Source organism: Paraburkholderia sp. BR10141, assembly GCF_056155635.1.
Map to the genome: position 1 here is coordinate 80,352 of NZ_JBMIQH010000012.1, position 24,496 is coordinate 104,847.

At 65.1% G+C, this 24,496-nt stretch carries 17 protein-coding genes; 6 read left to right on the top strand and 11 right to left on the bottom strand.

Annotation, left to right across the window (positions count from 1 at the left end; all coding sequences use genetic code 11):
• Positions 1–23: 23 nt before the first annotated feature.
• The gene (locus ACOJB8_RS18420) at positions 24–1,214 is read right to left on the bottom strand and encodes a sugar transporter (protein ID WP_069266780.1); all 1,191 of its coding nucleotides are present in this window, start codon (positions 1,212–1,214) and stop codon (positions 24–26) included.
• A 396-nt stretch (positions 1,215–1,610) separates the two neighbouring features.
• Here ACOJB8_RS18420 and ACOJB8_RS18425 point away from each other — a divergent pair, with 396 nt between their 5' ends.
• Positions 1,611–2,435 (top strand): alpha/beta fold hydrolase, encoded by an 825-nt coding sequence (locus tag ACOJB8_RS18425; protein WP_475013552.1) that lies wholly within the window; start codon positions 1,611–1,613, stop codon positions 2,433–2,435.
• 24 nt (positions 2,436–2,459) lie between these two features.
• On the opposite strand, the gene ACOJB8_RS18430 is transcribed toward ACOJB8_RS18425, so the two are convergent.
• Positions 2,460–2,708: a hypothetical protein gene (locus tag ACOJB8_RS18430; RefSeq protein ID WP_368684459.1), complete on the bottom strand. Its 249-nt coding sequence runs from the start codon at positions 2,706–2,708 to the stop codon at positions 2,460–2,462.
• A 61-nt stretch (positions 2,709–2,769) separates the two neighbouring features.
• Entirely contained in the window at positions 2,770–3,186 is a 417-nt protein-coding gene (locus ACOJB8_RS18435) for a MarR family winged helix-turn-helix transcriptional regulator (protein WP_069266783.1), read from the bottom strand.
• Between the two features lie 433 nt (positions 3,187–3,619).
• On the opposite strand from ACOJB8_RS18435, the gene ACOJB8_RS18440 reads away from it, so the two are divergent.
• A complete protein-coding gene (locus ACOJB8_RS18440; protein ID WP_069266784.1) occupies positions 3,620–5,863 on the top strand; it encodes an NADP-dependent isocitrate dehydrogenase in 2,244 nt (747 codons plus the stop codon).
• 117 nt (positions 5,864–5,980) lie between these two features.
• Here ACOJB8_RS18440 and ACOJB8_RS18445 read toward each other — a convergent pair whose 3' ends face one another.
• Together ACOJB8_RS18445 and ilvD are read right to left on the bottom strand one after the other, a co-directional pair.
• Positions 5,981–7,036, bottom strand: coding sequence for a VirK/YbjX family protein (locus ACOJB8_RS18445; protein WP_475013555.1), 1,056 nt, complete (start codon positions 7,034–7,036; stop codon positions 5,981–5,983).
• 490 nt (positions 7,037–7,526) lie between these two features.
• Positions 7,527–9,386 carry a dihydroxy-acid dehydratase gene (gene ilvD, locus ACOJB8_RS18450; protein WP_475013557.1) on the bottom strand — a complete coding sequence of 620 codons (1,860 nt, stop codon included), beginning with the start codon at positions 9,384–9,386 and terminating at the stop codon, positions 7,527–7,529.
• 284 nt (positions 9,387–9,670) lie between these two features.
• Between ilvD and ACOJB8_RS18455 the strand changes: the two genes are divergently transcribed.
• A complete protein-coding gene (locus tag ACOJB8_RS18455; protein WP_069266787.1) occupies positions 9,671–11,059 on the top strand; it encodes an alkaline phosphatase family protein in 1,389 nt (462 codons plus the stop codon).
• 25 nt (positions 11,060–11,084) lie between these two features.
• Here the strand turns inward: ACOJB8_RS18455 and ACOJB8_RS18460 are convergent, their stop codons facing one another.
• From ACOJB8_RS18460 to nirB, 4 genes are all read right to left on the bottom strand, one after another.
• On the bottom strand, positions 11,085–11,315 hold the full coding sequence (locus ACOJB8_RS18460) for a hypothetical protein (protein WP_475013559.1): 231 nt from the start codon (positions 11,313–11,315) through the stop codon (positions 11,085–11,087).
• Entirely contained in the window at positions 11,312–15,508 is a 4,197-nt protein-coding gene (locus ACOJB8_RS18465) for a molybdopterin-dependent oxidoreductase (protein ID WP_475013561.1), read from the bottom strand. Before ACOJB8_RS18465 ends, ACOJB8_RS18460 begins: the two co-directional genes overlap by 4 nt.
• Positions 15,509–15,592: 84 nt before the next feature.
• Positions 15,593–15,940 (bottom strand): nitrite reductase small subunit NirD, encoded by a 348-nt coding sequence (gene nirD, locus ACOJB8_RS18470; protein ID WP_069266789.1) that lies wholly within the window; start codon positions 15,938–15,940, stop codon positions 15,593–15,595.
• A gap of 29 nt (positions 15,941–15,969) precedes the next feature.
• Positions 15,970–18,561, bottom strand: coding sequence for a nitrite reductase large subunit NirB (nirB, locus tag ACOJB8_RS18475; protein WP_475013680.1), 2,592 nt, complete (start codon positions 18,559–18,561; stop codon positions 15,970–15,972).
• 612 nt (positions 18,562–19,173) lie between these two features.
• Here nirB and cobA point away from each other — a divergent pair.
• Positions 19,174–19,968: a uroporphyrinogen-III C-methyltransferase gene (gene cobA / locus ACOJB8_RS18480; protein ID WP_475013681.1), complete on the top strand. Its 795-nt coding sequence runs from the start codon at positions 19,174–19,176 to the stop codon at positions 19,966–19,968.
• Positions 19,969–20,024: 56 nt separating this feature from the next.
• Here cobA and ACOJB8_RS18485 read toward each other — a convergent pair whose 3' ends face one another.
• Together ACOJB8_RS18485 and ACOJB8_RS18490 are read right to left on the bottom strand one after the other, a co-directional pair.
• Positions 20,025–21,419, bottom strand: coding sequence for an MFS transporter (locus ACOJB8_RS18485; protein ID WP_069266790.1), 1,395 nt, complete (start codon positions 21,417–21,419; stop codon positions 20,025–20,027).
• A gap of 23 nt (positions 21,420–21,442) precedes the next feature.
• Positions 21,443–22,177 (bottom strand): type IV pili methyl-accepting chemotaxis transducer N-terminal domain-containing protein, encoded by a 735-nt coding sequence (locus ACOJB8_RS18490; RefSeq protein ID WP_406953758.1) that lies wholly within the window; start codon positions 22,175–22,177, stop codon positions 21,443–21,445.
• Between the two features lie 497 nt (positions 22,178–22,674).
• On the opposite strand from ACOJB8_RS18490, the gene ACOJB8_RS18495 reads away from it, so the two are divergent.
• Positions 22,675–23,043, top strand: coding sequence for a hypothetical protein (locus ACOJB8_RS18495; protein ID WP_256094897.1), 369 nt, complete (start codon positions 22,675–22,677; stop codon positions 23,041–23,043).
• A gap of 341 nt (positions 23,044–23,384) precedes the next feature.
• Complete coding sequence (locus tag ACOJB8_RS18500; RefSeq protein ID WP_475013565.1) at positions 23,385–24,491, top strand: AI-2E family transporter; 1,107 nt, start codon at positions 23,385–23,387, stop codon at positions 24,489–24,491.
• Positions 24,492–24,496 lie beyond the last annotated feature (5 nt).

Sequence of the window (24,496 nt, forward strand, 5' to 3'; positions counted from 1 at the left end):
AGTTCGTCGACGCACGCGGTGTATCAGTGCGCGGATGGATGCGCCCGCGCATACATGCGCAATGCGAACCAGCATACGCCAGCCCCAAGACCACCCACCACGCCGCCGAAACTGCCGAGCCACGACACGCCGAAGCCATTGGCAATATGGTTGCCGAGCAGCGCGCCCGCGCCGATTCCCACGTTATAGAGGCCGGAATAGATCGAGACCGCGAGGTCCGCGGCCTCGGGCGCGAGCTTGAGCACCCATGCCTGCATGGCAAGGCCGAAGGAAACGATCGCGCCGCCCCACACCAGCGTGTGAACGGACAACGTGATGATGCTCAGCACGGCGGGAAACTGCACGAGCAGGCACGCACACACGGCGATCACAGCCACCTGGAGGAACTGAGCCGGATCGCGCGGATAAAGCCGGTTAAAGAAAATGGCAGCGGGAATACCGGCACTGCCGAACAGAATCAGGATATAGGTGATGCGTTGACTGCTTTCGTGGCCCACGGAGTGAATGAACGGCTCGATATACGTGTACGACGTGAAGTGCGCGGTCACGACGAGTATCGTGAGCAGATAGAGCGAGGCCAGCATCGGCTTTCTGAACAGCACGGGCACGCTGCTGAACGAGCCCGTTTGCTGGCTCGGCAGCAAGGGCAGCATCACGCGCAGCATGAGTAGCGCAAACGCCGCCGCGCCCGCAATGACGAAGAAAGTCTGCCGCCAGCCGAGCGTCTCGCCGATCACGCGCCCAAGCGGAATGCCCGCCACCATGGCGATCGAGGTTCCCATGCCGAGCATGGCGAGCGCCCGGCTCTTGTTGCCGGGCGGCGCGAGCCTCACCACCAGCGAGACGGAAATCGACCAGAAGATGGCGTGTGCAAAGGCAATGCCGATTCGGCCCACCATCAGCACCGTGAAGTTCCACGCCACGCCGGTCACGATGTGGCTGACGACGAAGAGCGCGAATATCCAGGTCAGCAGCTTGCGGCGTTCGACGTTGCGTGTCAGCAGCATCAAGGGCAGCGACGCCACGGCCACCGTCCACGCGTAGATCGTCAGCATGAGGCCGACGTCGGTCGGCTTCATGTGCAGGCTGTCCCCAATGGCGCTCAGCAACGCAACCGGCACGAATTCGGTCGTGTTGAAAATGAAGGCCGAAAGCGCCAGGACGAGCACGCCCCACCAGGATTGGCCGGAAGCGACCGGTTCAGGCGTCGACATACGAGTCAGGCGAGAGTCGATAAAGGGCGATTATCGCGTATCGCCGTTCGACGCAGTTTCAAACGGTGCAGCGCGTCGGTTCGGTGGACGACGGAAGAAGACTAGACCAGACTGGCCAACCCGCCAGGAAGCCCGATTGCCGCGCCAACGACACGCATGTGATCGTTGGCGGCACGAGCGAGGCGCGCGCAACTTCACGTCATCGCGCATAGGTTCTCTCTATACTGGCCCACGTGTCCTCCCTGCCTCGTTGCATGACGCGCAGGCACCGGCACGTTCCACCCGCATTGCCCATCCCTGGACGCCGCCACGAACCGCCGCGCGAAGCGCGACCGCGCGCCAATGCGTCGGCGTCTGCCTGCTTTGTGATGCTGTAAAAGAAACTGGAGAGTTTCCATGAGCACCTTCACCACCCGCGATGGCACGTCGATCTATTACAAGGATTGGGGCAGCGGCAAGCCCGTCGTGTTCTCCCACGGCTGGCCGCTTACCGCCGACGCCTGGGACGCTCAAATGCTCTTTCTGGTGCAAAACGGCTTTCGCACGATCGCGCACGACCGCCGCGGCCACGGCCGCTCCGATCAGCCCGCCAAGGGCAACGACATGGACACCTGGGCCGACGATCTGGCCGACCTGCTCGACAAGCTCGATGTGCAGGACGCCACGCTCGTTGGCCATTCCACGGGCGGCGGCGAAGTCGCGCGCTACATCGGCCGCCACGGCACGAAGCGCGTCTCGGGCGCGGTGCTGATCGGCGCGGTGCCGCCCATCATGATCAAGAGCGAGAAGAATCCGGGCGGTCTGCCCAAGGATGTGTTCGACGGCATCCGCAAGGGCGTGATCGACGACCGCTCACAGTTCTTCAAGGACCTGGCCGTGCCGTTCTACGGCTACAACCGCAGCGGCGCGAACGTCTCGCAGGGCGTGATCGACTCGTTCTGGCAGCAGGGCATGTGGGGCGGCATCCTCGCGCTGCATGACTGCGTGCATGAGTTCTCCGAGGTCGACTACACGGAAGATCTCAAGAAGATCGACGTGCCCACGCTGATCCTGCACGGCGACGACGACCAGATCGTGCCGATAGACGACGCGGGCAAGCTCTCCGCGAAGATCGTCAAGGACGCGACGCTCAAGATTTACCCGGGCGGCCCGCACGGCATGTGTACGACGATGGCCGGGCAGGTCAACGCCGACCTGCTCGCGTTCCTGAACCGCAAGTAACGTCGCGGCGCGCGGCGTGCCCGTTCAACGCGAGCACGCCGTGATTGCCTCGACGTATTGCGCCTGCCACGCCGGGTCTTGCGCGAACGCCGCGAGATCCGCGTGCAGATCGTTGGCGTAGGCCGTTATGCACGCGCGGTTGTTCGCCTGGACGGCGCGCGGCATCACGAGAATAGCCGCCACCACGCCACCCACCGCCAGCGCGGCGATCGTCACGCCGATTGCCCAACGCCAGGCTTCTTCCCCTGTCCCTTTTAGCGCCGCTTCGCTCACTGCCCTTCTCCTTATTGATTAGCAAGACAATCATTCGAGGTTTAAAAAAGGCGCGAACGCTTTATGCAAGTCCCTTGCGTATCTTGCGCATGCCGGCGACCGTGGACTCGAAGAGGTCCGGGCCGACTTGCGCACGCAGGCGCCGCGCCACGTCGGCGCTCGCGCCGTTGATCGGGCCGTCGAGCGCCGTGCCGCCCGCCGTGGGAAAGAGTCCCCATTCGCGGCCATCGGCCTCGCCCTGGCGGCGCTCGAGCAAGTCCTTCTCGCACAGGTTGTCGACGAGGCGCGTCGCAGTGGGCCGCGCGATGCCGAGCGTTTGTGCGACATCGCTCGCGAGGCACCCGGGCTTCGCCAGCACGACGCGCAGCACGAAGCCTTGCGCGGGCGTGAGGCCGAACGGCGCATAAGCGGCACTCCACTCGCGCTCGACCAACCGCGCGAGCGCCGACGAATTGAAGTAAAGGCAGTGATCGAACATGGCAGCAATGAAACCACGAATTGATTAGCAAGGCAACCGTTTTCAGAGACTTCGGCGAGGCCCGCGGGACAAAATTCTTATATAAGACTCCCCGATTCACTTCTCTTTTCACAAGGGTCTTTACCAGCTTGACAGTCAATCAAGGGTACGATCCACAAAACCGGAGAGCCATGTCCGAATCGTCGGTCTCACCTTGCAAAGCCTTATAGAACGGGGCTCCGGCGCGGAACCGTTTTCGGCGCAGGGCCAGCCGATCAAGGCAAACGCGTCGACTTTCTGGTCAATTAACATTGCGCAAGCGCTTTCCACGATATGAAATATAGGCACGCCAGGTCCCCAGCCCGCTGCAAATTGAGGCAAAATCCAGGTGTTTCGCCGACTGCGCGCAGCCGGTGGTGTTATCACCCCGTTTTTGAACCCCGCCAAGAAGCCGATGAGTACCCAGCAACCCACCATCATCTATACCCTGACCGATGAAGCGCCGCTGCTCGCCACCAGCGCGTTTCTGCCGATCATCCGCACCTTCGCTGCGCCGGCCGGCGTGAACGTCGAGACCAGCGATATCTCCGTTGCGGGCCGTATCCTCGGCGAGTTCCCGGAATTCCTCACGGAAGAACAGCGCGTGCCGGACAATCTGGCCGAACTGGGCCGTCTCACGCAGTTGCCGGAAACGAACATCATCAAGCTGCCGAACATCAGCGCATCGGTGCCGCAGCTCGTCGCCGCGATCAAGGAACTCCAGGGCAAGGGCTACAAGGTCCCCGACTTCCCCGAAGATCCGAAGACCGACGAAGAAAAGGCTATCCAGAAGCGCTATTCGAAGTGCCTCGGCTCGGCTGTGAACCCGGTGCTGCGCGAAGGCAACTCGGACCGCCGCGCACCGCTCGCGGTCAAGAACTACGCGAAGAAGCACCCGCACAGCATGGGCGAGTGGAGCATGGCTTCGCGCACCCACGTCGCGCACATGAAGCACGGCGACTTCTACCACGGCGAAAAGTCGATCACGAACGACAAGGACCGCGAAGTCCGCATGGAGCTCGTGACGAAGGCCGGCGAAACCATCGTGCTCAAGCCGAAGGTCAAGCTGCAAGCCGGCGAAATCGTCGACAGCATGTTCATGAGCAAGAAGCACCTGCTGGCCTTCTACGAAGACCAGATGGAAGACGCGCGCAAGACTGGCGTCATGCTCTCGCTGCACGTGAAGGCGACCATGATGAAGGTTTCGCACCCCATCGTGTTCGGCCACGCCGTGCGCGTGTTCTACAAGGACGCGTTCGCCAAGCACGCCAAGCTCTTCGAAGAACTCGGCGTGAACGTGAACAACGGCCTCGTCGATCTCTACACGAAGATCGAAAAGCTGCCGGAATCGCAGCGCGAAGAAGTCATCCGCGACATGCACGCATGCCACGAGCACCGTCCGGCGCTCGCCATGGTCGACTCGGCCAAGGGCATCTCGAACCTGCACGCACCGAACGACGTGATCGTCGACGCTTCGATGCCCGCGATGATCCGCGCAGGCGGCAAGATGTGGGGCGCCGACGGCCGCCCGGCCGACACGAAGTGTCTGATTCCGGAAAGCACGTTCGCGCGCATCTACCAGGAAATCATCAACTTCTGCAAGACCAACGGCGCATTCGACCCGCGCACGATGGGCACGGTGCCGAACGTCGGCCTGATGGCGCAGAAGGCTGAAGAGTACGGTTCGCACGACAAGACGTTCGAAATCCCGCAGGACGGCACGGCGCGCATCGTCGACAACGCCACGGGCGAAGTGCTCGAAGCGCTCACGCAGCCCGTCGAGCAAGGCGACATCTGGCGCATGTGCCTCGTGAAGGACGAGCCGATCCGCGACTGGGTCAAGCTCGCCGTCACGCGCGCGAAGAACTCGAACACGCCGGCCGTGTTCTGGCTCGACCCGTACCGTCCGCACGAAAACGAAGTGATCAAGAAGGTCGAAACGTACCTGAAGGATTACGATCTGACCGGCCTCGACATCCAGATCATGTCGCAAGTCCGCGCGATGCGTTACACGCTCGAGCGCGTGATCCGCGGCCTGGACACGATCTCGGTCACGGGCAACATCCTGCGCGACTACCTCACCGACCTGTTCCCGATCATGGAACTGGGCACCTCGGCGAAGATGCTCTCGATCGTTCCGCTGATGGCGGGCGGCGGCATGTACGAAACGGGCGCCGGCGGCTCGGCTCCGAAGCACGTGCAGCAGCTGGTTCAGGAAGACCACCTGCGCTGGGACTCGCTCGGCGAATTCCTTGCGCTGGCCGTTTCGCTGGAAGACCTCGGCATCAAGACGAACAACGCGCGTGCCAAGCTGCTCGCGAAGACGCTCGACGCCGCCACCGGCAAGCTGCTCGACAACAACAAGGGCCCGTCGCCGAAGACCGGCGAGCTGGACAACCGCGGCAGCCAGTTCTATCTCTCGATGTACTGGGCGCAAGAGCTGGCCGCACAGAAGGATGACGCGGAACTCGCGGCACACTTCGCGCCGCTGGCGAAGGCATTGGCCGAGAACGAGCAGAAGATCGTGGGCGAGCTGGCCGCGGTTCAGGGCAAGCCGGTCGATATCGGCGGCTACTACAAGCCTGACTTCGCGAAGCTCGCTGAAGTCATGCGCCCGAGCGCGACGTTCAACGCCGTACTCGCAGCCGCTGCGAAGTAAGGGATGGACCCCGCCCCCCGTGCATTGCGCGGGGGACGTGCCACCAAACGAATCGAGCCTCCCACACTACTGTGGGAGGCTCGATTTTTTTTGCCCGGTTGATTGTGACGGCCGATATCAGGCGGCGAGTTTTTGCTCGACTGGCCGATCGTCCCGCGTCGGATCGCTCTCTTCGAGAGCAGGGCCCGGCTCCAGGTCGCAACGATCGGTTGCCAGAGCCACAGCAAGATCCAGCAGTTGCTTGTTCGAATCTGGATGACCCAGATGCGGCGACATGACCTCTTCAATCAGGCCAGCATCCATCGCCCGAGGGATCTGCGCGAGTAAATCTGCAATCAGCGTCTGTCGCCTGCGGAATGCAGCACGCCGGTTCGACGGAACCTCGCTGACGTCGCGGTGATGCAGGCGAAGCGGCAGTACATACCGCCCATTGCGTTCGACGCCACCCAATTCCTGCCAGAAGCCATCATAGTCCGCGTGTATCTGAGCCCGCCTGGAGTCGGTAACGTGCGTCTTCTTCGTCACGCCAGTCAGCACGTCCACCCCTGCCATCCTGGACAATTCGCAGACAGCCTCCATGACAGCAGCCTTGGGCCGCAATCCATGGCATTCGCGCGTGGCCTCGCGCACCCGCTCCCTGGCCGCGCCGGAAGGTCCTTGCAGGCCGCCGATAAGCGCCCCGATTTTCCCCGCTTCGGCGTGCCACTCGAAACTGATTGTCGCCCACGCAAGATCGACGCGATCGACCACGTCGCGCCAGGCGACGCTCAGCAACCCTTCGCGCCAACAACGTACCGGCTCGCTCACGACGATGGCGTACCTTCCGCTCGACGCCAAGGTCACGTCTTCCGAATTCAGGTAGAGGCTGCGCACCAGATCGTCGCCGAAGCGTTCCCGTACGACCCGAAAATGTCCGCACAGTAGCTCGGCACGCGCGCACGCACGCATGTCCGCCTGGACGAAGCGGCGAAAGGGGCGTTCAAGATAGCGACGATTACGGACGACAATCTCGGCAAGCAGGGAGTTTGCCGCCAGCGCACTCAACCAGACGCGTGCTGCAAACGGGTGAAGCAGTGCGTACATGAGCACGCGCCCCTTCCGGAACAGGGCATCGGGACGTCTCCCAGGAATAGCCCTGGACAAGAGTTGGAAAAACTCGGGAATCGGTGTCATTGACCGCGATCCGTTTTCGTGAATGGCTCAAACGCGGAGGCAACCGATGCAGCCGTGACGGCGTTGCGATTTGCGCCCGATGATGATCCGAATGCTGGAGGGTGGAATGTGCTGCGCAGATACATCGCAGTCCTTAAAAAAAATTGCCTCACTCACCGATCTTCGATACACGGGACGTCACGGAACAGTAACAGTCATTCGACGACCGGTACGAACGCTCTTGCGAGGATTCGGCCAGCCGTCGAGGTCATGAAACATATCACAGTATTACGAAGCGTTACAGAATTTTTCAAACGAGGGCACGATCGGTAAGTTTTCCGTAAACGTTATGAAAACTTCAGACAAACGTACGGTCCAGTCCCGGGCTTGACCGAACCTCGGCGCCTTGGCCCTTTCCCGCGAATCCGTGATGCGCCAGCCAAAAAAAAAACCGCTCCGGGGAGCGGCTTTACTGATCTGCCGATCGACGGGCGCGAAGCCCGTTGCAATCTCAATCATCCAGCAGCGAAAGATCGCGCACGGCGCCCTTGTCTGCCGACATCACGAGCTTGGCGTAGGCCTTCAGCGCCGCCGACACCTTGCGCGGACGCGCCTTCGCCGGCTTCCAGCCCTTGGCGTTCTGCTCTTCGCGGCGGCGCGCGAGTTCGTCGTCCGAGACCAGCACGTTGATCGTGCGGTTCGGAATGTCGATGCGGATCTTGTCGCCGTCGCGCACGAGGCCGATCGCGCCGCCTGCCGCCGCTTCCGGCGAGCAATGGCCGATCGAGAGGCCCGAAGTGCCGCCCGAGAAGCGGCCGTCGGTCAGCAGTGCGCACGCCTTGCCGAGGCCCTTCGACTTGATGTAGCTCGTCGGGTAGAGCATTTCCTGCATGCCGGGGCCGCCCTTCGGCCCTTCATAGCGCACGATCACCACGTCGCCGGCCTTGACCTTGTCGGCGAGGATGTTTTCCACCGCTTCGTCCTGCGATTCGGTCACGTGAGCCGTGCCTTCGAACACGAGGATGCTGTCGTCCACGCCCGCGGTCTTCACCACGCAGCCGTCGAGCGCGATGTTGCCGGTCAGCACGGCGAGGCCGCCCTCCTTCGAGAACGCATGCTCGAACGAGCGGATGCAGCCTTCGGCGCGGTCCGAGTCGAGGCTCGGCCAGCGCGTGTTCTGGCTGAATGCGACCTGCGACGGAACGCCGGCCGGGCCAGCCATGTAGAACGTCTTGACCGCTTCGTCCTGGGTGCGCGTGATATCCCATTGCGCGAGCGCGTCGCCGAGCGTCGGCGTGTGCACGGTCGGCACGTCGGTGTGCAGCTTGCCGGCGCGCTCGAGTTCGCCCAGGATCGCCATGATGCCGCCGGCGCGGTGCACGTCTTCGATGTGGTACTTATTCGTGTTCGGCGCGACCTTGCAGAGCTGCGGCACGACGCGCGAAAGGCGGTCGATGTCGGTCATGCCGAAATCGATGCCCGCTTCCTGCGCAATGGCCAGCAAGTGGAGGATGGTGTTGGTCGAGCCGCCCATGGCGATGTCGAGCGTCATGGCGTTTTCGAACGCCTTGAAGCCCACCGAGCGCGGCAGCACGCGCTCGTCTTCCTGCTCGTAGTACTGGCGCGCGAGTTCGACGATGCGGCGGCCGGCGCGCTTGAAGAGCTGTTCGCGGTCCGCGTGCGTGGCGACCACGGTGCCGTTGCCCGGCAGCGAGAGGCCCAGCGCCTCGGTCAGGCAGTTCATCGAGTTGGCCGTGAACATGCCCGAGCACGAACCGCAGGTCGGGCAGGCGGAGCGCTCGACTTCGGCCACTTCGGCGTCGGAGTATTTGGTGTCGGCCGCGATCACCATGGCGTCGATCAGGTCGAGCTTCTTGACTTCGATGGCCTTCGTGACCGGGTTCGCGAGGCGCGTCTTGCCCGCTTCCATCGGACCGCCCGAGACGAAGATCACGGGGATGTTCAGGCGCATGGCGGCCATGAGCATGCCCGGGGTGATCTTGTCGCAGTTCGAGATGCAGACCATGGCGTCGGCGCAGTGCGCGTTGACCATGTATTCGACCGAATCCGCGATGATGTCGCGGCTCGGCAGCGAATACAGCATGCCGTCGTGGCCCATGGCGATACCGTCATCGACGGCGATCGTGTTGAATTCCTTGGCCACGCCGCCCGCGGCTTCGATTTCGCGCGCAACGAGCTGGCCGAGGTCTTTCAGGTGCACGTGGCCGGGAACGAACTGGGTGAACGAGTTGACGACCGCGATGATCGGCTTGGCGAAGTCCTCGTCTTTCATGCCGGTGGCGCGCCAGAGGGAGCGCGCACCTGCCATGTTGCGGCCGGCGGTGGAGGTTTTGGAACGGTATGCGGGCATTGTGGCTGTAGAAGAAAAATCGCAGAAAGGAAGCGGGCCACGGGATTGAGGGCCCCACGCACGCCCTTGCGAACAACCTCTTGAGCTGCGCTCTGGGCAGAACTGGTCATTATCCCACAGGGATGGGCGCCCCGCTGGATCGGCCGGCGGCGGTCGCTGGGTGCAGCTGGTACGCCCGAAGGCACCCCCGAGGCGTCGGCCGTTTTCTCAGGGTTGCCGAACCTTGCCGAATCCACCCGCCTGCACCACTATTCTTCGTCAAACCCGCGTGACGGAGAGAGCCCATGTCCCTGCAGAACATCAAGCACGTCGTTGTCGTGATGTTCGAGAACCGATCGTTCGACACAATGCTTGGCGGCTTGTACACGAACGGCAGCAGCCCCACCCATTTCCTGCCCGCGGCCAGCGCGGAACGGCCATTCGATGGGCTCACGATGGGCCTGAGCAACCCGACGAAGGCAGGCGGCACCATCGCCGCCACCATGCCGGCCTCGACGGCCACGCTGCCCGACCCCGATCCGCAGGAGACGTTCGCGAACGTGCGCGTGCAACTGCTCGGCAACGCGGCAGGCGCGACGCCCATGTCGGGCTTCGTGCAAGACTACGAAACGACCGCGACGACGGACGCGAGCCAGGTCATGCAGTGCCACAGCCCGGATCAGCTGAAGGTGCTCTCGACACTCGCGCGCGAATACGCCGTCTGCGACGCCTGGTTCGCTCCCGTGCCGAGCCAGACCTGGCCGAACCGCGCCTTCGCCCACGCGGGCACGTCGAACGGCCACGTCGACAACGGTGCGCCGCCCGACCCGTTCGACTGGCAAGTACGCACCATCTTCAACGTGCTGGGCGACATGGGCACGAGCTGGGCCGTGTATAGCGCCGCCCTCGTCGCGCCCTCGCTCACGCTCACCATGTTCCCGACGTTATGGGATGCGAAATATAAGGCCAACTTCCAGCGCTTCAGCAACTTCGTCTCCGACTGCGAGAACAACACGCTGCCGCAGTATTCGTTCATCGAGCCGCGCTTTCTGCTCGACCCCAACGACCAGCACCCGCCACACGACGTCTATGCGGGCGAGAGCTTTCTCTACGACATCTGGCACGCGTTGAGCACGTCGCCCGCATGGCCCGAAACGCTGCTGGTGATCACCTACGACGAGCACGGGGGCACCTACGACCACGTGCTGCCGCCCGCCAACGCCGTAGCGCCCGATGCCGCGAGCAATCCCGGCGACCAGAACTTCGCCTTCGACAGCTTCGGCGTACGCGTGCCGGCGGTCGTGGTGTCGCCGTATATCGCACCGGGCACCGTGTTCCGCTCACCGGGCGCCACACCCTACGACCACACGTCGATTCTCGCCACACTGCGCGACTGGCTCGGCATCGCGCCCGCCGACATGCTCGCGAGTCAGCGCGTGGCCGCCGCGCCCACCCTCGCTCCGCTGCTCACGCTGGACGCGCCGCGCACCGACCTGCCGGCCATCGCCGCGCCGCCCGCTTCCGGGTTCATCGCCACCAATCTCGCCCGCCCGCTCAACGACCTGCAAAAGAGTCTCGTGAGCGGCACGGCGCGGCGCTCTGGGCTCGACCCGGCAGCCACGCTCGGGACCATGTCGACGCGCCAGCACGCCGTGGACTTCTTCCACAACCTGCTTTCGTCCGACCAACCCTGAGCCGACGAGGAAACCCAAAGCCGCCTCAGGCTTCGCCCAGGCCTTCCTGTGAAATCGACGCGAGCAGCACGTCCGAAAACGCGTTGGCGGCGAGCGTGCTCGATGCCCGCCGCTGCTTGAGCAGCGCGACGGTGCGCTGTGGCAACGCCGGCGTGACCGGCAGCGTGACGAGCCCGCGATGCTCGCGCAGCACCGCCGAAGGCAGCAGCGTGGCGAGCGTGCAGCGCCGGTCCGAAGCCGCGCCGCGCCCCTTCAATAGACGTCGCGCAGGTAACGCTTGTCCCGCCCGAGTGCACTAACGTAGTCGTGCGCGGCCTCGGCGCTCATGCCGCCATGGTCCGCCACTACCTCCCTGAGCGCCGTATCCACGTCCTTCGCCATGCGGCTTGCATCGCCGCACACGTAGAGGTGCGCCCCTTCCTGCAGCCATGCCCATAGCTGCGCGCCCTGCTCGCGCATGCGGTCCTGCACGTAGACCTTCTCGCTCTGGTCGCGCGAAAACGCGAGGTCGAGCCGGTCGAGGTGGCCGTCCTTGCGCATTTGCTCGAGTTCGTCGCGGTAGTAGAAGTCGGTGGCCGCGTGCTGCTCGCCGAAGAAGAGCCAGTTGCGGCCCGTGTCGCCGCGCGCCTGCCGCTCGTGCAGGAAGGCGCGGAAGGGAGCGACGCCCGTGCCGGGGCCGACCATGATCATCGGCGCGTCGCCGTTGCGCGGCGGCCGGAAATGCGTGCTCTTCTGCACGAACACCGGGACGCTGCCCTCCTGCGCGCGGTCCGCGAGGAAGGTCGAGGCCACGCCCTTGCGCTCGCGGCGGCCGTTGTTGTAGCGCACGGCCGAAACGGTCAGATGCACTTCGCCGGCATGGGCTTTCGGGCTCGACGAAATCGAATAGAGCCGCGGCTGCAGGCGCTTGAGCATGCCGAGCAGTTCGGGCGCGCTCATGTCGACGGGATATTCGTGGAGCACGTCGGCGAGCTGCTGGCCCCACAGCCAGTTGCGCAGATCGCCCTTGCGTGAATCGTCGAGCATCTCGGCGAGGCCCCGCGAGCGCGTGCGCGCCGCAATGAACGCGAGCGCATCGGGGCTCGGGCGCGCGATCTCGTAGTACTTGCCGAGCGCCTCGCCGAGGCGCATCTCGCCGTGGCCGCTCACGGCGACCGGCGTGTCGGCGGCGAGGCGCGTGAGGTCCAGCAACTCGTCGACGAGCGCGGGACAGTTGGTGGGCCACACGCCGAGCGCGTCGCCCGCTTCGTAGTCGAGGCCCGCCTCGCCCGTTGCGAGCGAGAAGTAGCGCGTGTCCTTCGTCGCGCCCTTCATGTTCAGGCGCACGTTCTTCAGCAGCTTCGAGGCGGCCGGGCGTGCCTTCGTCGCCGCACAGCCTGGCAGCACCTCGGGAATCGAACCGTCGGCGGGCACCGCGTGCAGCGCCGCGTCCTCCTGCTTGATGCGCACGACAATGCGCTCGAGCCAGGCGTCGGCGGCGCTCTGGTATTCGCTGTCGCAATCCACGCGCTCCATGAGACGCGTGGCACCCAGCGCTTCGAGGCGCGCGTCGAGCTTGCGCCCGTGGCCGCAGAACGCGTCGTAGTTGCGGTCGCCGAAGGCGAGCACGGAAAAGCGCAGCGAGCCGAGGCGCGGCGCGTTGTCCGCCGCGAGCGCACTCCAGAAGGCCGCACCGTTGTCGGGCGCGTCGCCGTCGCCGAACGTGCTCGTCATCAGGAGGACGTATTGCACCTTGGCGAGGCTCCCGAGCGGGTAATCGGCCATGCAGGCCGTGCGAATCTCGAAGCCCGACTCCATCAGTTGCGTCGCGTATTGCTCGACGAGCGATTCGACGTTGCCCGTCTGCGAGGCCCACAGCAGCACGACCTTGGGGCGCGTATGGGCGATGCGCACGCCATGCGGCTTTTCTTCCGGTGCACCCGGCACGGCGAGCGCAGCCGTGCGCGCGACAGGCTCGCCGCGGCTGAAGAGGCCCGCCAGCAGTCCGTCCAGCCACACGCGTGTGTCGGCGGGAAACGGCGCGTGCGCGGGCAGCATGGGCACGCCAACGGGCTCGGCCGCCCGCAACGCGCGCAGGCCGCCGACAAAGCCCGCGAGATACTGGCGTTGCGCGTCGTCCAGCTGCGGCGCAGCGACGTCGTCGAGACCGAGTAGCGTCGAAAAGGCATCGATACGGGACATGTCGAGTTCCTGAGACGGGTGGGCGGCTTTCGGCGCGCGGGCGTCGAACGCGCCCGACGCAACGGCGGCATCGGTGCCATCCGGTACGCGCGCGGTCTCGCGCGGCGCGGATGGCGGGCCGACGCGCGAGAGCGCGACCGCGCAGAATTTCAATTCGGGCTGCTGGGAAATCGGGTCGATCGCGTCGCTCGTGACCGCGTTCACGCAAAGCTCCTCGCCATACACGTCGTTCCAGTGCATCGGCGCGAAGCAGTTGCCGGGACGCACACGCTCGGTCACCACGGCGGGCAACACCACGCGGCCGCGGCGCGAGCGCACTTCCACGCGGTCCTTCGCGGCAATGCCGAGCGCGGCGGCATCCTCGGGATGAATCTCGACGAACGGGCCCGGGTTGAGCTTGTTGAGCATCGGCACCTTGCCGGTCTTCGTCATGGTGTGCCACTGGTGCTGCAGGCGACCCGTGTTGAATACGACCGGGAACGTGCCATCGGGCAGTTCGGCAGGCGCAACATGCGGACGCGCGAAGAACACGCCCTTGCCGTGCGGCGTGGCGAATGCGATATGGGGACGCGTGCCGTCGGCGTTTTCCTTGAGCGTCTGGCTCACGCCGTCGTTCACATAGCGCAGCGGGTTGCGATCGCTCGCGGCATCCGGCGCGATGGGCCATTGCAGCGGCGTTTCGCGCAATTTCGCGTGGCTCGCGCCGCGCAGGTCGTAGCCCGTCTTCGGGTTCGCGAAGCGCGTGATTTCGTCGAACACCTCGGCAGCGCTCGCGTAGCTGAACGCCTGCGCAAAACCCATCGCGCAGGCTACGCGCGCGATGATCTGCCAGTCGGGCAGCGCCTCGCCCGGCGGCTCGACGGCCTGCTGCATGAGCGTCATGTTGCGCTCGGAGTTGATCATCACGCCCTCGGCCTCGGCCCAGAGCGCGCCGGGCAGCAGCACGTCGGCGTACTGATTCGTTTCGGTGTCCAGAAAAGCGTCCTGGGCGATCACCAGTTCGGCGGCCCTCAGGCCCGCTACCACCGTTTGGCGGTTCGCAACGCTCGCCACCGGGTTCGTGCAGATGATCCAGCACGCCTTGATCTCGCCCGCGGCCATGCGCGAGAACATGTCGACGGTGCCGCCGCCCACTTTCACGGGCAGCGTGCCGGGCGCCACGCCCCACGCCGCTTCGACGAACGCGCGGTCTTCTTGCGCGAGCACCGTGCGCTGGCCGGGCAAGCCGGGGCCCATGTAGCCCATCTCGCGCCCGCCCATGGCGTTGGGCTGCCCCGTGAGTGAGAACGGACCGCTGCCGGGGCGGCATATTTTGCCCGTCGCGAGATGCAGGTTGCAGATCGCGTTCGTGCTCCACGTGCCGTGCGTGCTCTGGTTCAGGCCCATGGTCCAGCAGCTCATCCACTCGGGCGCCTCGCCAATCATCTGCGCGGCGCGGCGAATGTCGTCGACGGCCAGACCCGTGATTTCGGCGACCTTTTCCGGCGTGTAGTCGTCAAGGAACGCGGGCATCGCGTCCCATCCTTCGGTGTGCTGTGCAATGAAGTCCGCATCGGTGTGGCCGTTCCCGTGCAGCAGGTGCAGCAGGCCATTGAGCAGCGCGAGATCGGTGCCCGGCGCGATCTGCAGGAACAGTGACGCCTTCTCGGCGGTCGCCGTGCGGCGCGGGTCCACGACGATGAGCTTCGCGCCCGCCTTCACGCGCTCCATCATGCGCAGGAACAGGATCGGATGACAGTCCGCCATGTTCGCGCCGATCACGAAGAAGAGGTCGGCGCGGTCGAAGTCCTGATAGGAACCCGGCGGCCCGTCTGCGCCGAGCGAGAGCTTGTAGCCGCTGCCCGCGCTCGCCATGCACAGGCGCGAGTTCGACTCGATGTTGTTGGTGCGCACGAAGCCTTTGGCGAGCTTGTTCACGAGGTACTGCGCCTCGATCGACATCTGCCCGGAAACGTAGAACGAGAGCGCGTCGGGGCCGTGCGCATCAAGCGTCGAGCGCAGCCGGCGCGCCGTATCGGCGATCGCCTGCGCGAGCGGCAGCGGCACCGGGTCCTCGTCGCGGGCGTGGCGCACGAAGGCACGCTCGAGGCGCCCCGACTTGCGCAGCGCCACGTGCGCCGACGAACCCTTCGTGCAGAGGCGGCCGAAGTTGGTCGGATGCTCGGCGTCGCCGGAAATCTTCGCGACCTGGCCGTCCTCGACGTGCAGGACCATCCCGCAGCCTACGCCGCAGTACGGGCAAACGCTCTTTACGCTCTCGCTGCTCATGCGGTCGATCGATATCAGCTTGAAACAGATTCGGGGCGCACCGCGCATCCTGCGCGCCGCGCGTTTGTCATTTCATTCGGGCAATCAGGCGGCAATCCAAACCTGACCGTTTTCCACGCGGGCGGGGAACGCATTGACCGAATGCTGCGGCGCTTCGATGCACTCGCCAGTGGACAGATCGAAGTGATGCTTGTAGATGGGCGAGGCCACCACGACGCGCTCGCCAAAGCTGCCCACGAGCCCGCGGGAGAGCACGGCCGCGTGCGAGTTCGGATCGTAGTTGCCGATGGCGTACACGCGCGCGTCGCCGTCGTCGACATGAAACACGGCGACCTGCTCGCCTTTAACGAGCGCACACACGCCGGTGTTCGGCACGATGTCGTCGAGCGTGCAGACGGGAACCCAGTTGCCTTGACTATGTTCGTTGCTCATTTCGTACTCCTCGGTTCGATGAAAGGGAATCAGACGGCTTCGACGACGACGGGAATGCCGGACAGCGCCTCATGTCGCTTGTATTGCGGCGCCGCTTGCGGGACCTGCGTGCGCTCCTCGGGCGTAGCCGGACGAATCTGGCCGCGCTCTTCGATGAAGGTGACGTGCTGATCACCCGCATCGCTATTGACGAAGTGGCGGAAGCGGCGACGCGTTTCAGGATCGGTCACGGCCTTCTTCCATTCGCATTCGTAGGTGTCCACCACGAGCTGCATTTCCGCTTCGAGTTCGGCGCCAAGGCCCAGCTTGTCGCGCACGACCACGTCGATCAGATAGTCGAGGCCGCCTTCGAGGTTGTCGCGCCAGACGCTCGTACGCTGCAGGCGGTCGGCCGTGCGCACGTAGAACATGAGGAAACGATCGACGTAGCGCACCAGGGTAGCCTGATCGAGATCGGCAGCGAGCAGTTCCGCGTGGCGCGGCTTCATGCCGCCGTTGCCGCACACGTAGAGGTTCCAGCCCTTCTCGGTGGCGATGATGCCGACGTCCTTGCCTTGCGCCTCCGCGCATTCGCGCGTGCAGCCCGAGACGCCGAACTTGATCTTGTGCGGCGCGCGTAGACCCTTGTAGCGGTTCTCGAGTTCGATCGCGAAGCCCACCGAGTCGCCCACGCCGTAGCGGCACCACGTCGAGCCCACGCACGACTTCACGGTGCGCAGGGCCTTGCCGTATGCGTGCCCCGATTCGAAGCCGGCGGCGATCAGTTCTTCCCAGACGAAAGGCAACTGCTCGACGCGCGCACCAAAGAGGTCCACGCGCTGGCCGCCCGTGATCTTCGTGTACAGGCCGTACTTCTTCGCCACCTGACCCACGGCGATGAGGCCCTCCGGCGTGACCTCGCCGCCCGGCATGCGCGGCACCACCGAATACGTGCCGTCGCGCTGAATGTTGGCGAGGTAATAGTCGTTCGAATCCTGCAGGCTCGCGTGCTCCTTCTTCAGCACGAATTCGTTCCAGCAGGACGCCAGAATCCCGGCCACGGCCGGCTTGCAGATATCGCAGCCCAGCCCTTTGCCATGCTTCGCGAGCAGTTCGCCGAAGGTCTTGATGCCCTCCACGCGCACGAGGTGATACAGCTCCTGGCGCGAATAGTGGAAGTGCTCGCAAAGGTGATTATTGACGGCGAGCCCCTGGCGCTTCATCTCCGACTTCATGATCTGCGTGACGAGCGGCACGCAGCCGCCGCACGACGTGCCGGCGTTGCACGCCCCCTTCACCGCGGCGATGGTCGTCGCGCCTTCCTGCACGGCCGCGCAGATTTGCGCCTTCGACACGTTGTTGCACGAGCAGATCTGTGCGGCGTCGGGCAGCGCTTCCACGCCGATCGCGGGCTTGGCCTTGCCGTCGGCCTGCGGCAGGATCATGAATTCGGGCGACTCGGGCAACTCGATGCCGTTGAGCATCATCTGCAGCAGCGTGCCGTATTCGCTCGCGTCGCCCACCATCACCGCGCCGAGCAGCTTCTTGCCGCAATCGGACACGACGATCTTCTTGTAGACCTGGCGGCGCTCGTCGGCGTAGCGGTAGGAACGGCTGCCGGGCGTCTTGCCGTGCGCGTCGCCGATGCTCGCCACGTCCACGCCCATCAGCTTGAGCTTGGTGCTCATGTCGGCGCCCGCGAAGCTCGATGCCTCGCCCGTCAGCGCCCTGGCGGCGATGCGCGCCATGTCGTAACCGGGGGCGACGAGGCCGAAGATCTGCCCTTGCCAGAGGGCACATTCGCCGATGGCGTAGATGTTCGCGTCGCTCGTACGGCACTGGTCGTCGATCACGATGCCGCCGCGCGCGCCGATTTCGAGGCCGCAGGCGCGGGCGATTTCGTCGCGCGGGCGAATGCCGGCCGAAAACACGATCATGTCGGCATCGAGGTGCGTGCCGTCGGCGAACTGCATGCGGTTGGCGGCCGTTGCGCCGTCCGCCGTTTTACCGTCCACGATCGCCAGCGTGTTCTTCTGCGTGTGCACGCTCACGCCGAGTTCTTCGATCTTGCCGCGCAGCATGCGGCCGCCGTCGTCGTCGACCTGCACCGCCATCAGGCGCGGCGCGAATTCCACCACGTGCGTCTCGAGGCCCAGGTCGCGCAGGGCCTTTGCGCATTCGAGACCGAGCAGACCGCCGCCCACCACTACACCCGACTTCGCGCTCGCGCCGCGCGCCTGCATCGCTTCGAGATCGTCAATGGTTCGGTAGACGAAGCAATCGGCGCGATCGTTGCCCGCAATGGGCGGCAGGAACGCCGAGGAGCCGGTGGCCAGCACGAGCTTGTCATACGAAAGCGTCTCGCCGTTGGACACCTCGATGGTGCGCGCTTCGCGATCGATCGATACAGCTCTGGCGTTCAGCACGAGACGCACATTCGCGCGATCGAAGAAGCCGGGCGCTACGAGCGAGAGATCGCCCGCCGACTTGCCTGCGAAGAATTCGGAGAGGTGCACGCGGTCGTACGCGGGGCGCGGTTCCTCGCAGAGCACGGTCACGCGCGCGTTGGGCGCGCCGTCCGCAAGGATGCACTCGAGAAATTTGTGGCCCACCATGCCGTGGCCGACGACGACGATCTCCATCGCGGCCGAGCTGTTCACTTCGTTCGTTGCTTGCACCATGCTGAGCCCCTGCCAATAAAAAAGGCGTCCCGCGATTCCAGCTTGCGCGAAGCCAGATTCGGGGGACGCCGTTGTCCTGAATACGAAACCCTTGTGCGCCGCGCTACTGCTTGCGGCCGAATCCTCATTGATTCGCGTGGCACTTGCTGCGAAGCAATACGCAAGCACTGTGCCAATCTGCGCGCATTCCGTGCAAACGCCCCGTCCGGCGGAGTTCGCCGGCTGGTGAGCGGGGCGTCCGCCACAACGCCCGCGCGCGCATCGTGATGCAGGCCAGCACAAGATTGGTGCCCTGCAGCACATTGACTGTGCGCCCTGGGCGTGCAGGTTGTGGCGTCGTCGATTGTGGCCGGCGCCCACGGACGGGCGGCGCGAGCGCGCGTAAATTGGTCTGGAACTTGCGTGCGCCCGAGCGCCCGGCAACGTTGCCGGGCATGCAACCTGAGGCCGCGCTTCGCGCCTCGACTCGAACACACCGGACAATGGCGTCCCCTCGTCGCAAGCGGCGAGCGGACGCCATTTGTCTTATGGCGCTGCCCATGCGGTGCGCCAATACAAAGGAAGACGACGATGATGACGGGCAACGAAGGCAAGGTCACGCTGGTGAGCGCAGGTCCGGGCGATCTCGACCTGCTCACCCTGAAGGCGGCGAAGGTGCTCGCGAGCGCCGACGTCGTGCTGCTCGACGATCTCGTGAATCCGGAAATCGTCACGCTCGCGCCGCAGGCCCGCGTGATCCGCGTGGGCAAGCGCGGCGGCTGCCGGTCCACGCCACAGGCCTTCATCGAGCGGCTGATGCAGCGCTACGCGCGCCGCGGCTTGCACGTAGTGCGGGCGAAAGGCGGCGACGCGCTGCTGTTCGGCCGCGCAGGGGAAGAACTCGCGGCGCTGCGCCGGGCGGGCGTGAGGGTGGAAATCGTGAACGGGGTGTCCTCGGCGTTCGCGGCAGCGGCGGGACTCCGCGTGTCGCTCACGCATCGCGATCATTGCCAGGGCGTGATCTTCGTGACTGCGCATCTGCGCGACCACAGCGAACCGGACTGGCACGCGCTCGCCGCGACGGGCATGACGCTCGCCATCTATATGGGCATGAGCCGCATCGAGTCCCTGTGCGCAACGCTCGTGGGCGCGCTGCCCACAACGACGCCCGCCGCCGTCGTGCAGTGGGCGGGCAGCGCGAACGAGCGGCGCGTCACGGGCACGCTCGGCACGATCGCAGCGCATGCTCGTGCAGCAGGCCTCGGCAGCCCCGCCATCATCCTCGTGGGCAACGCGATTGGCGAGGCGGCTTCGTTCGCCATTTCGCCTGCGTCGTTCGGCGTGCATTCGCACGCATCGAGTATCGAAGAGCTGCGTCGACGCGCGTAAACGCGTTGGCGGCCCGACGCTCACGCGCGGGCCGCATCCTGCTAACGACCCAGTTCTCAGTTGCTTGCGCTCGCCTGGGCGCCCTGCACGACGGCCTGGGCCATCGCCGGCTCCTGGGGCAGCGCCCATTCGAGCCAGCGTGCGCGATGCAGCACCACGAGTCCGAATGCGGCCGCCGCGATCAGGCCGAACGTCGCGAAGCCCATCTGGTAGCTGCCGGTGCTCTCCTTGGCGATGCCCATGATGACCGGCAGATAGAAGCCGCCGATTCCCCCCGCCGCGCCGATGATGCCCGACATCAGCCCGGTGCGGCCCTGCCAGCGGCGCGGGACGAGCTGGAACGTCGCGCCGTTGCCGAGACCGAAGCACACGTAGGTGAAGGCGAGCAGCGCAATGCCCGCGGCGAACGGCGGCATCCACAGCGCGAATGCGAAGTCGCACACCGAGATCGCGGCAAGCAGCACCACGAGTGCGCGCACGCCCGAAATGCGATCCGCGATCAGGCCGCCGAGCGGGCGCACCATCGCACCGGTCAGCGCGAGCAGCGACATCATCACGCCGGCTTCGAGCTTGGGCACCTGGTAGAGCGAAATCAGCAGCGTCGAGACATAGGACGACATGCCGACGAAGCCGCCGAACGTGATGCTGTACACGAGCATCACGACCCACGTGTCGCCTTCGGTCAGTACCGCGCGATAGTGGCGCGGCAACACGGCGATGGCGAGCAGCGCGCCGAGCACCGGCAGCAGCAGAACACCGGTCTTGCCCGCGCCGAACAAGCCTGCATGCACGGCAAGCACGAGCGCGATCAACCCGGCGAGCGTGATGCCGAACGAGCGCAACGCCTGCGGCGCGCTGCCGGACTTCTGGCCGAGATCGCGAGCCCAGAAGATCACTGCCGTCGCGGCGAGCGCGAGCAGCGGGAGCGCCGCGCCCGTGGCGCGCGCCCATCCATAGTGGCTCGCGAGGCCCGGGAAGAGGAAGCCGTCGAGCACGGCGCCAATATTGCCGGCCGCGGCGAGGCCGAGCACGAGGCCCTGCACCTTCGGCGGATAGTTGCTGCCCGCCATGGGCAGCGCCACGGCGAAGCTCGCGCCGCCCACGCCGAGCAGCACACCGAGCACGAGCAGCAAGGTATAGGACGGCGTGCCCGGCATCATCAGCAGCACGGCGGCGGGGATGGCGGAAAGCGCGATGCCCATCAGCGCGACACGGCGGCCGTCGTAGGCCTGATAGAGATTGCCGAGCGTCACGCGCAGAATCGCCGCGCCGAGCACCGGCACGGCCACGAGCAGGCCCAGTTCGCCCGGCGTCATCGCAATGTCCTTCTGGATGAACGGCGCGAGCGGGCCGAACATCACCCACACCGTGAAGCCGGTGTCGAAGTACAGGAAGCACGCGACGAGCGCGCGCCAGTTACCGCTCTTGAGCGAACTTACCAGGTCTTTCACGAGGTTCTCCCCAATAGTGGATCTCAACCCGCCAGGCGGGCATGCATCCGTTGATTTCGGAATCCAGAATGTCTTTCGGGCGCACTATTGTGCGTTTCGGGCTTGCCGACCACGCCCTGCACGAGCCTGTCCATTTCGCCTATTACGTGCGCGAGTTCCGCCGTGATCACCGCGAATTCGCGGCCGAACTGGCCGGCGCGAGCGGCAGCCACCCGTGCATTGAGCGCGACGATGTTCGCGCGCAGTGAAATGGCAGCGAGTTCGTCGACAATGCCGGCCTGGCGCTTCGCAGCGGCGGCTTCCACACTACGCAGTTCGTCCTGGTACGCCTGGGTCAGCGCTTGCAACAGTTCGAGCAGCGGCGTGGCGGCAGCGGTGAGTTCCGTCACGGCTGCCTCGCACCCGCTATCGGCCGCTGCGAATTGGACTGAGCGCTCGAGGCACGCGCACGCGTGGGCAGCGAGTTGCATGAACGCGCGTATACGCTCGTCGGCCTTGCGCGCGCCGAAGTAGAGTTCGCGCAACGCCGTCGAGAACACGCCGGGAAAATGATCGTCACCGTCTACTAGCCGCGTGTGCGAAGCCGCGAACGTGTCGAGGCAGTCGCGCGCGACGACGAGCGCGGCCGTGTCGCCGCGCAAGCCGAGCAGCGCATGCAGGACCACGCGCTGCGAGAGCATGCGCTGGCGCCCGGCCAGATTGATGAGTTCGCCGACGATTTCCGCAGAGATGTCAGGTATCGGTTCCCGCATGGTCATCTTTAGTTGTCCAAATCGCATCGCCAGGTGTTTGTCGGAACCACGGCGTTTGTGCGACGCGCATAAAAAAAGCGTCCCGAAGCGCACCCGCCACGCACGCTGTGCCGTGGAGTGCCGCTTCGGGACGCCGTTGCCCCGCACGATCGAATGATCCCGCGCACCGCGGGACGATGATGCAATTCATTGGAGCCGTCATTGGCTCCGGTAGCGACAAAGCAATAGGTATGCCACCCGCTCCACATGCAAACCGCGCGCCCCGCATAACGCCCGGCTGGCGCGGGTTTCACGGCCCACGCAGCGCGCGTAGCTCGCGAAACGGCGACCGACTGCGCGCCACCAATCGTGTGCTTCAGGTGACTGCTGCTGGTGCACTGCAACGAAGCCCCGCACCATCGCCGGGCACTATCTTGCCCTCCGGCGCTACCGCACTACTCTGTAAACATGGATGGGTGGGCCGCGCCAGCGCTCATGCGCAACGCCGGCCTGGGAGGTGCATCATGAAGGCAACCGCAATCGCCCTCACGCTCGCATGGGGCGCCGTCAGCCTTGGAGGGCTCGTTATCCCGTCTGCGGCGAGCGCCGCGAATCAAGCGACGATTGCTATCGTCTCCGGCACTTACGGCAGCAACTGCGGCGCGCCACACGGCAATGTCACGCGCGATCTCGCCGCGCACTGTGACGGTTTGCGAACCTGCAGCTATCCGGTGTCGATGGTCGCCGCGCAGTCAGACGGCTGTCGCAATGACTATCTCGCCGAGTGGCGCTGTGGCGGTCATGAATTCCACAACGCCGCACTGGCTCCCGGTGCGGGCGACGGCGATCGACTCATTCTCAGTTGCGAGCCTTCGAGTGGTCCGGGGCATTGAGGCCTGCAAACAAGAATCAGAATCAGAAACGCAACCCGCGCATGACGCCATTTTCAGCGCACTGCTAACCACTTTTTTCGCCGGTCCAAAGCGGGCCGCGCGTTCATTGTCCCTTTTCAGTGCGTGTAATAGACTCAATTCGACGACGCGCTCCGCACAACTCACAGGCGACTGCAAACATCGTAGAGTCGTGCTCCCTGTCACGGGGTCATGCCAGGAAGGAGCGCAACGTCGGCGGACAGTTTCTCGTACTACCTGGAATTCCGGCGGGCCTCGCCGGAACGCGATAGGAGCCTGGGCGCGTCTGGATTGCACGCCCGGTCAGCGAGGAGACACAAACGATGCTGCTGCCCACTAGATCAACGCCGAAGGCGCAGTCCCGGGATTTGCTCGATGTCCTGATTCGCGCCGCGCTCATTGCCGTCCTGGCGATGTTCTGCTTTCGCATCTTCGCCCCGTTCCTCGACCTCATGGTGTGGTCCGTGATTCTCGCGGTCACGCTATATCCGCTGCAAACGAAGCTGCAGCGCAGCTTCCCTCACAAGGATGGACTCATCGCCACGCTCATCATTCTCCTGGCGTTCGCCGTGATCCTCGCACCCACCTGGCTGCTCGGTGTCGCCGTCGCCGATTCGATCGAACATGCCATGAGCGTCGCGAAGGGGGGCACGTTTCATATCCCGCCTCCCGCCGACTCGATCGCTCACTGGCCAATCGTCGGTCAGCGCGTATACGACTTCTGGATGCAGGCGTCGACCGACATCGCCGGTCTCGTGCAGCGGTTCGCGCCGCAACTGAAGGCGGCTGGCCTTGCGCTGCTCGGCACGATCACCGGGCTTGGCGCCGCGCTGCTGATTTTCTTCGTAGCCCTGATCGTTGCGGGCATTCTCATGGCCCACGGCGAGTCAGGCTATCGCAGTACGGTGCAGATCGCGTCGCGCGTTTCCGGCCCGGAAAACGGCCCGCAAATCGCCGACCTTTGCACTGCCACGATTCGCGCCGTCGCCCAGGGCGTGGTGGGCATCGCGTTCATCCAGATGGTGTTGATCGGCGTCGGCTTTATCGTGATGGGCATTCCCGGCGCAGGCCTGCTCGCGCTGGCCGTGCTGCTGATCGGCATCATGCAGCTGCCCGCCACCCTCATTACCGTGCCCATCATTATCTTCGTGATCATGACGCAGGGCGTGAGCACGGCAACCATCGTCTTCGCCGTTTACGAGTTCGTCGCCGGTCTCGCCGACAACGTACTCAAGCCGCTGCTGCTTGGCCGCGGCGTGGCCGTGCCGATGCCCGTGGTGCTGATCGGCGCCATTGGCGGCATGGTCACGGGCGGCGTAGTCGGCCTTTTCATCGGCCCGGTGATGCTCGCCGTCGGCTATCAACTGTTCTGGCGCTGGGTGAAAGACCAGCCGCAAGCCGAGCACGCACGAGAAGAACAGCAGGCTTGAGCCGC

Excerpts from the sequence above, each read along its gene's own strand:
- ACOJB8_RS18420 (WP_069266780.1), bottom strand. The coding sequence starts at position 1,214 with ATGTCGACGCCTGAACCGGTCGCTTCCGGCCAATCCTGGTGGGGCGTG.
- ACOJB8_RS18425 (WP_475013552.1), top strand. The coding sequence starts at position 1,611 with ATGAGCACCTTCACCACCCGCGATGGCACGTCGATCTATTACAAGGAT.
- ACOJB8_RS18435 (WP_069266783.1), bottom strand. The coding sequence starts at position 3,186 with ATGTTCGATCACTGCCTTTACTTCAATTCGTCGGCGCTCGCGCGGTTG.
- ACOJB8_RS18440 (WP_069266784.1), top strand. The coding sequence starts at position 3,620 with ATGAGTACCCAGCAACCCACCATCATCTATACCCTGACCGATGAAGCG.
- ACOJB8_RS18445 (WP_475013555.1), bottom strand. The coding sequence starts at position 7,036 with ATGACACCGATTCCCGAGTTTTTCCAACTCTTGTCCAGGGCTATTCCT.
- ilvD (WP_475013557.1), bottom strand. The coding sequence starts at position 9,386 with ATGCCCGCATACCGTTCCAAAACCTCCACCGCCGGCCGCAACATGGCA.
- ACOJB8_RS18455 (WP_069266787.1), top strand. The coding sequence starts at position 9,671 with ATGTCCCTGCAGAACATCAAGCACGTCGTTGTCGTGATGTTCGAGAAC.
- ACOJB8_RS18465 (WP_475013561.1), bottom strand. The coding sequence starts at position 15,508 with ATGAGCAGCGAGAGCGTAAAGAGCGTTTGCCCGTACTGCGGCGTAGGC.
- nirD (WP_069266789.1), bottom strand. The coding sequence starts at position 15,940 with ATGAGCAACGAACATAGTCAAGGCAACTGGGTTCCCGTCTGCACGCTC.
- nirB (WP_475013680.1), bottom strand. The coding sequence starts at position 18,561 with ATGGAGATCGTCGTCGTCGGCCACGGCATGGTGGGCCACAAATTTCTC.
- cobA (WP_475013681.1), top strand. The coding sequence starts at position 19,174 with ATGACGGGCAACGAAGGCAAGGTCACGCTGGTGAGCGCAGGTCCGGGC.
- ACOJB8_RS18490 (WP_406953758.1), bottom strand. The coding sequence starts at position 22,177 with ATGACCATGCGGGAACCGATACCTGACATCTCTGCGGAAATCGTCGGC.
- ACOJB8_RS18495 (WP_256094897.1), top strand. The coding sequence starts at position 22,675 with ATGAAGGCAACCGCAATCGCCCTCACGCTCGCATGGGGCGCCGTCAGC.
- ACOJB8_RS18500 (WP_475013565.1), top strand. The coding sequence starts at position 23,385 with ATGCTGCTGCCCACTAGATCAACGCCGAAGGCGCAGTCCCGGGATTTG.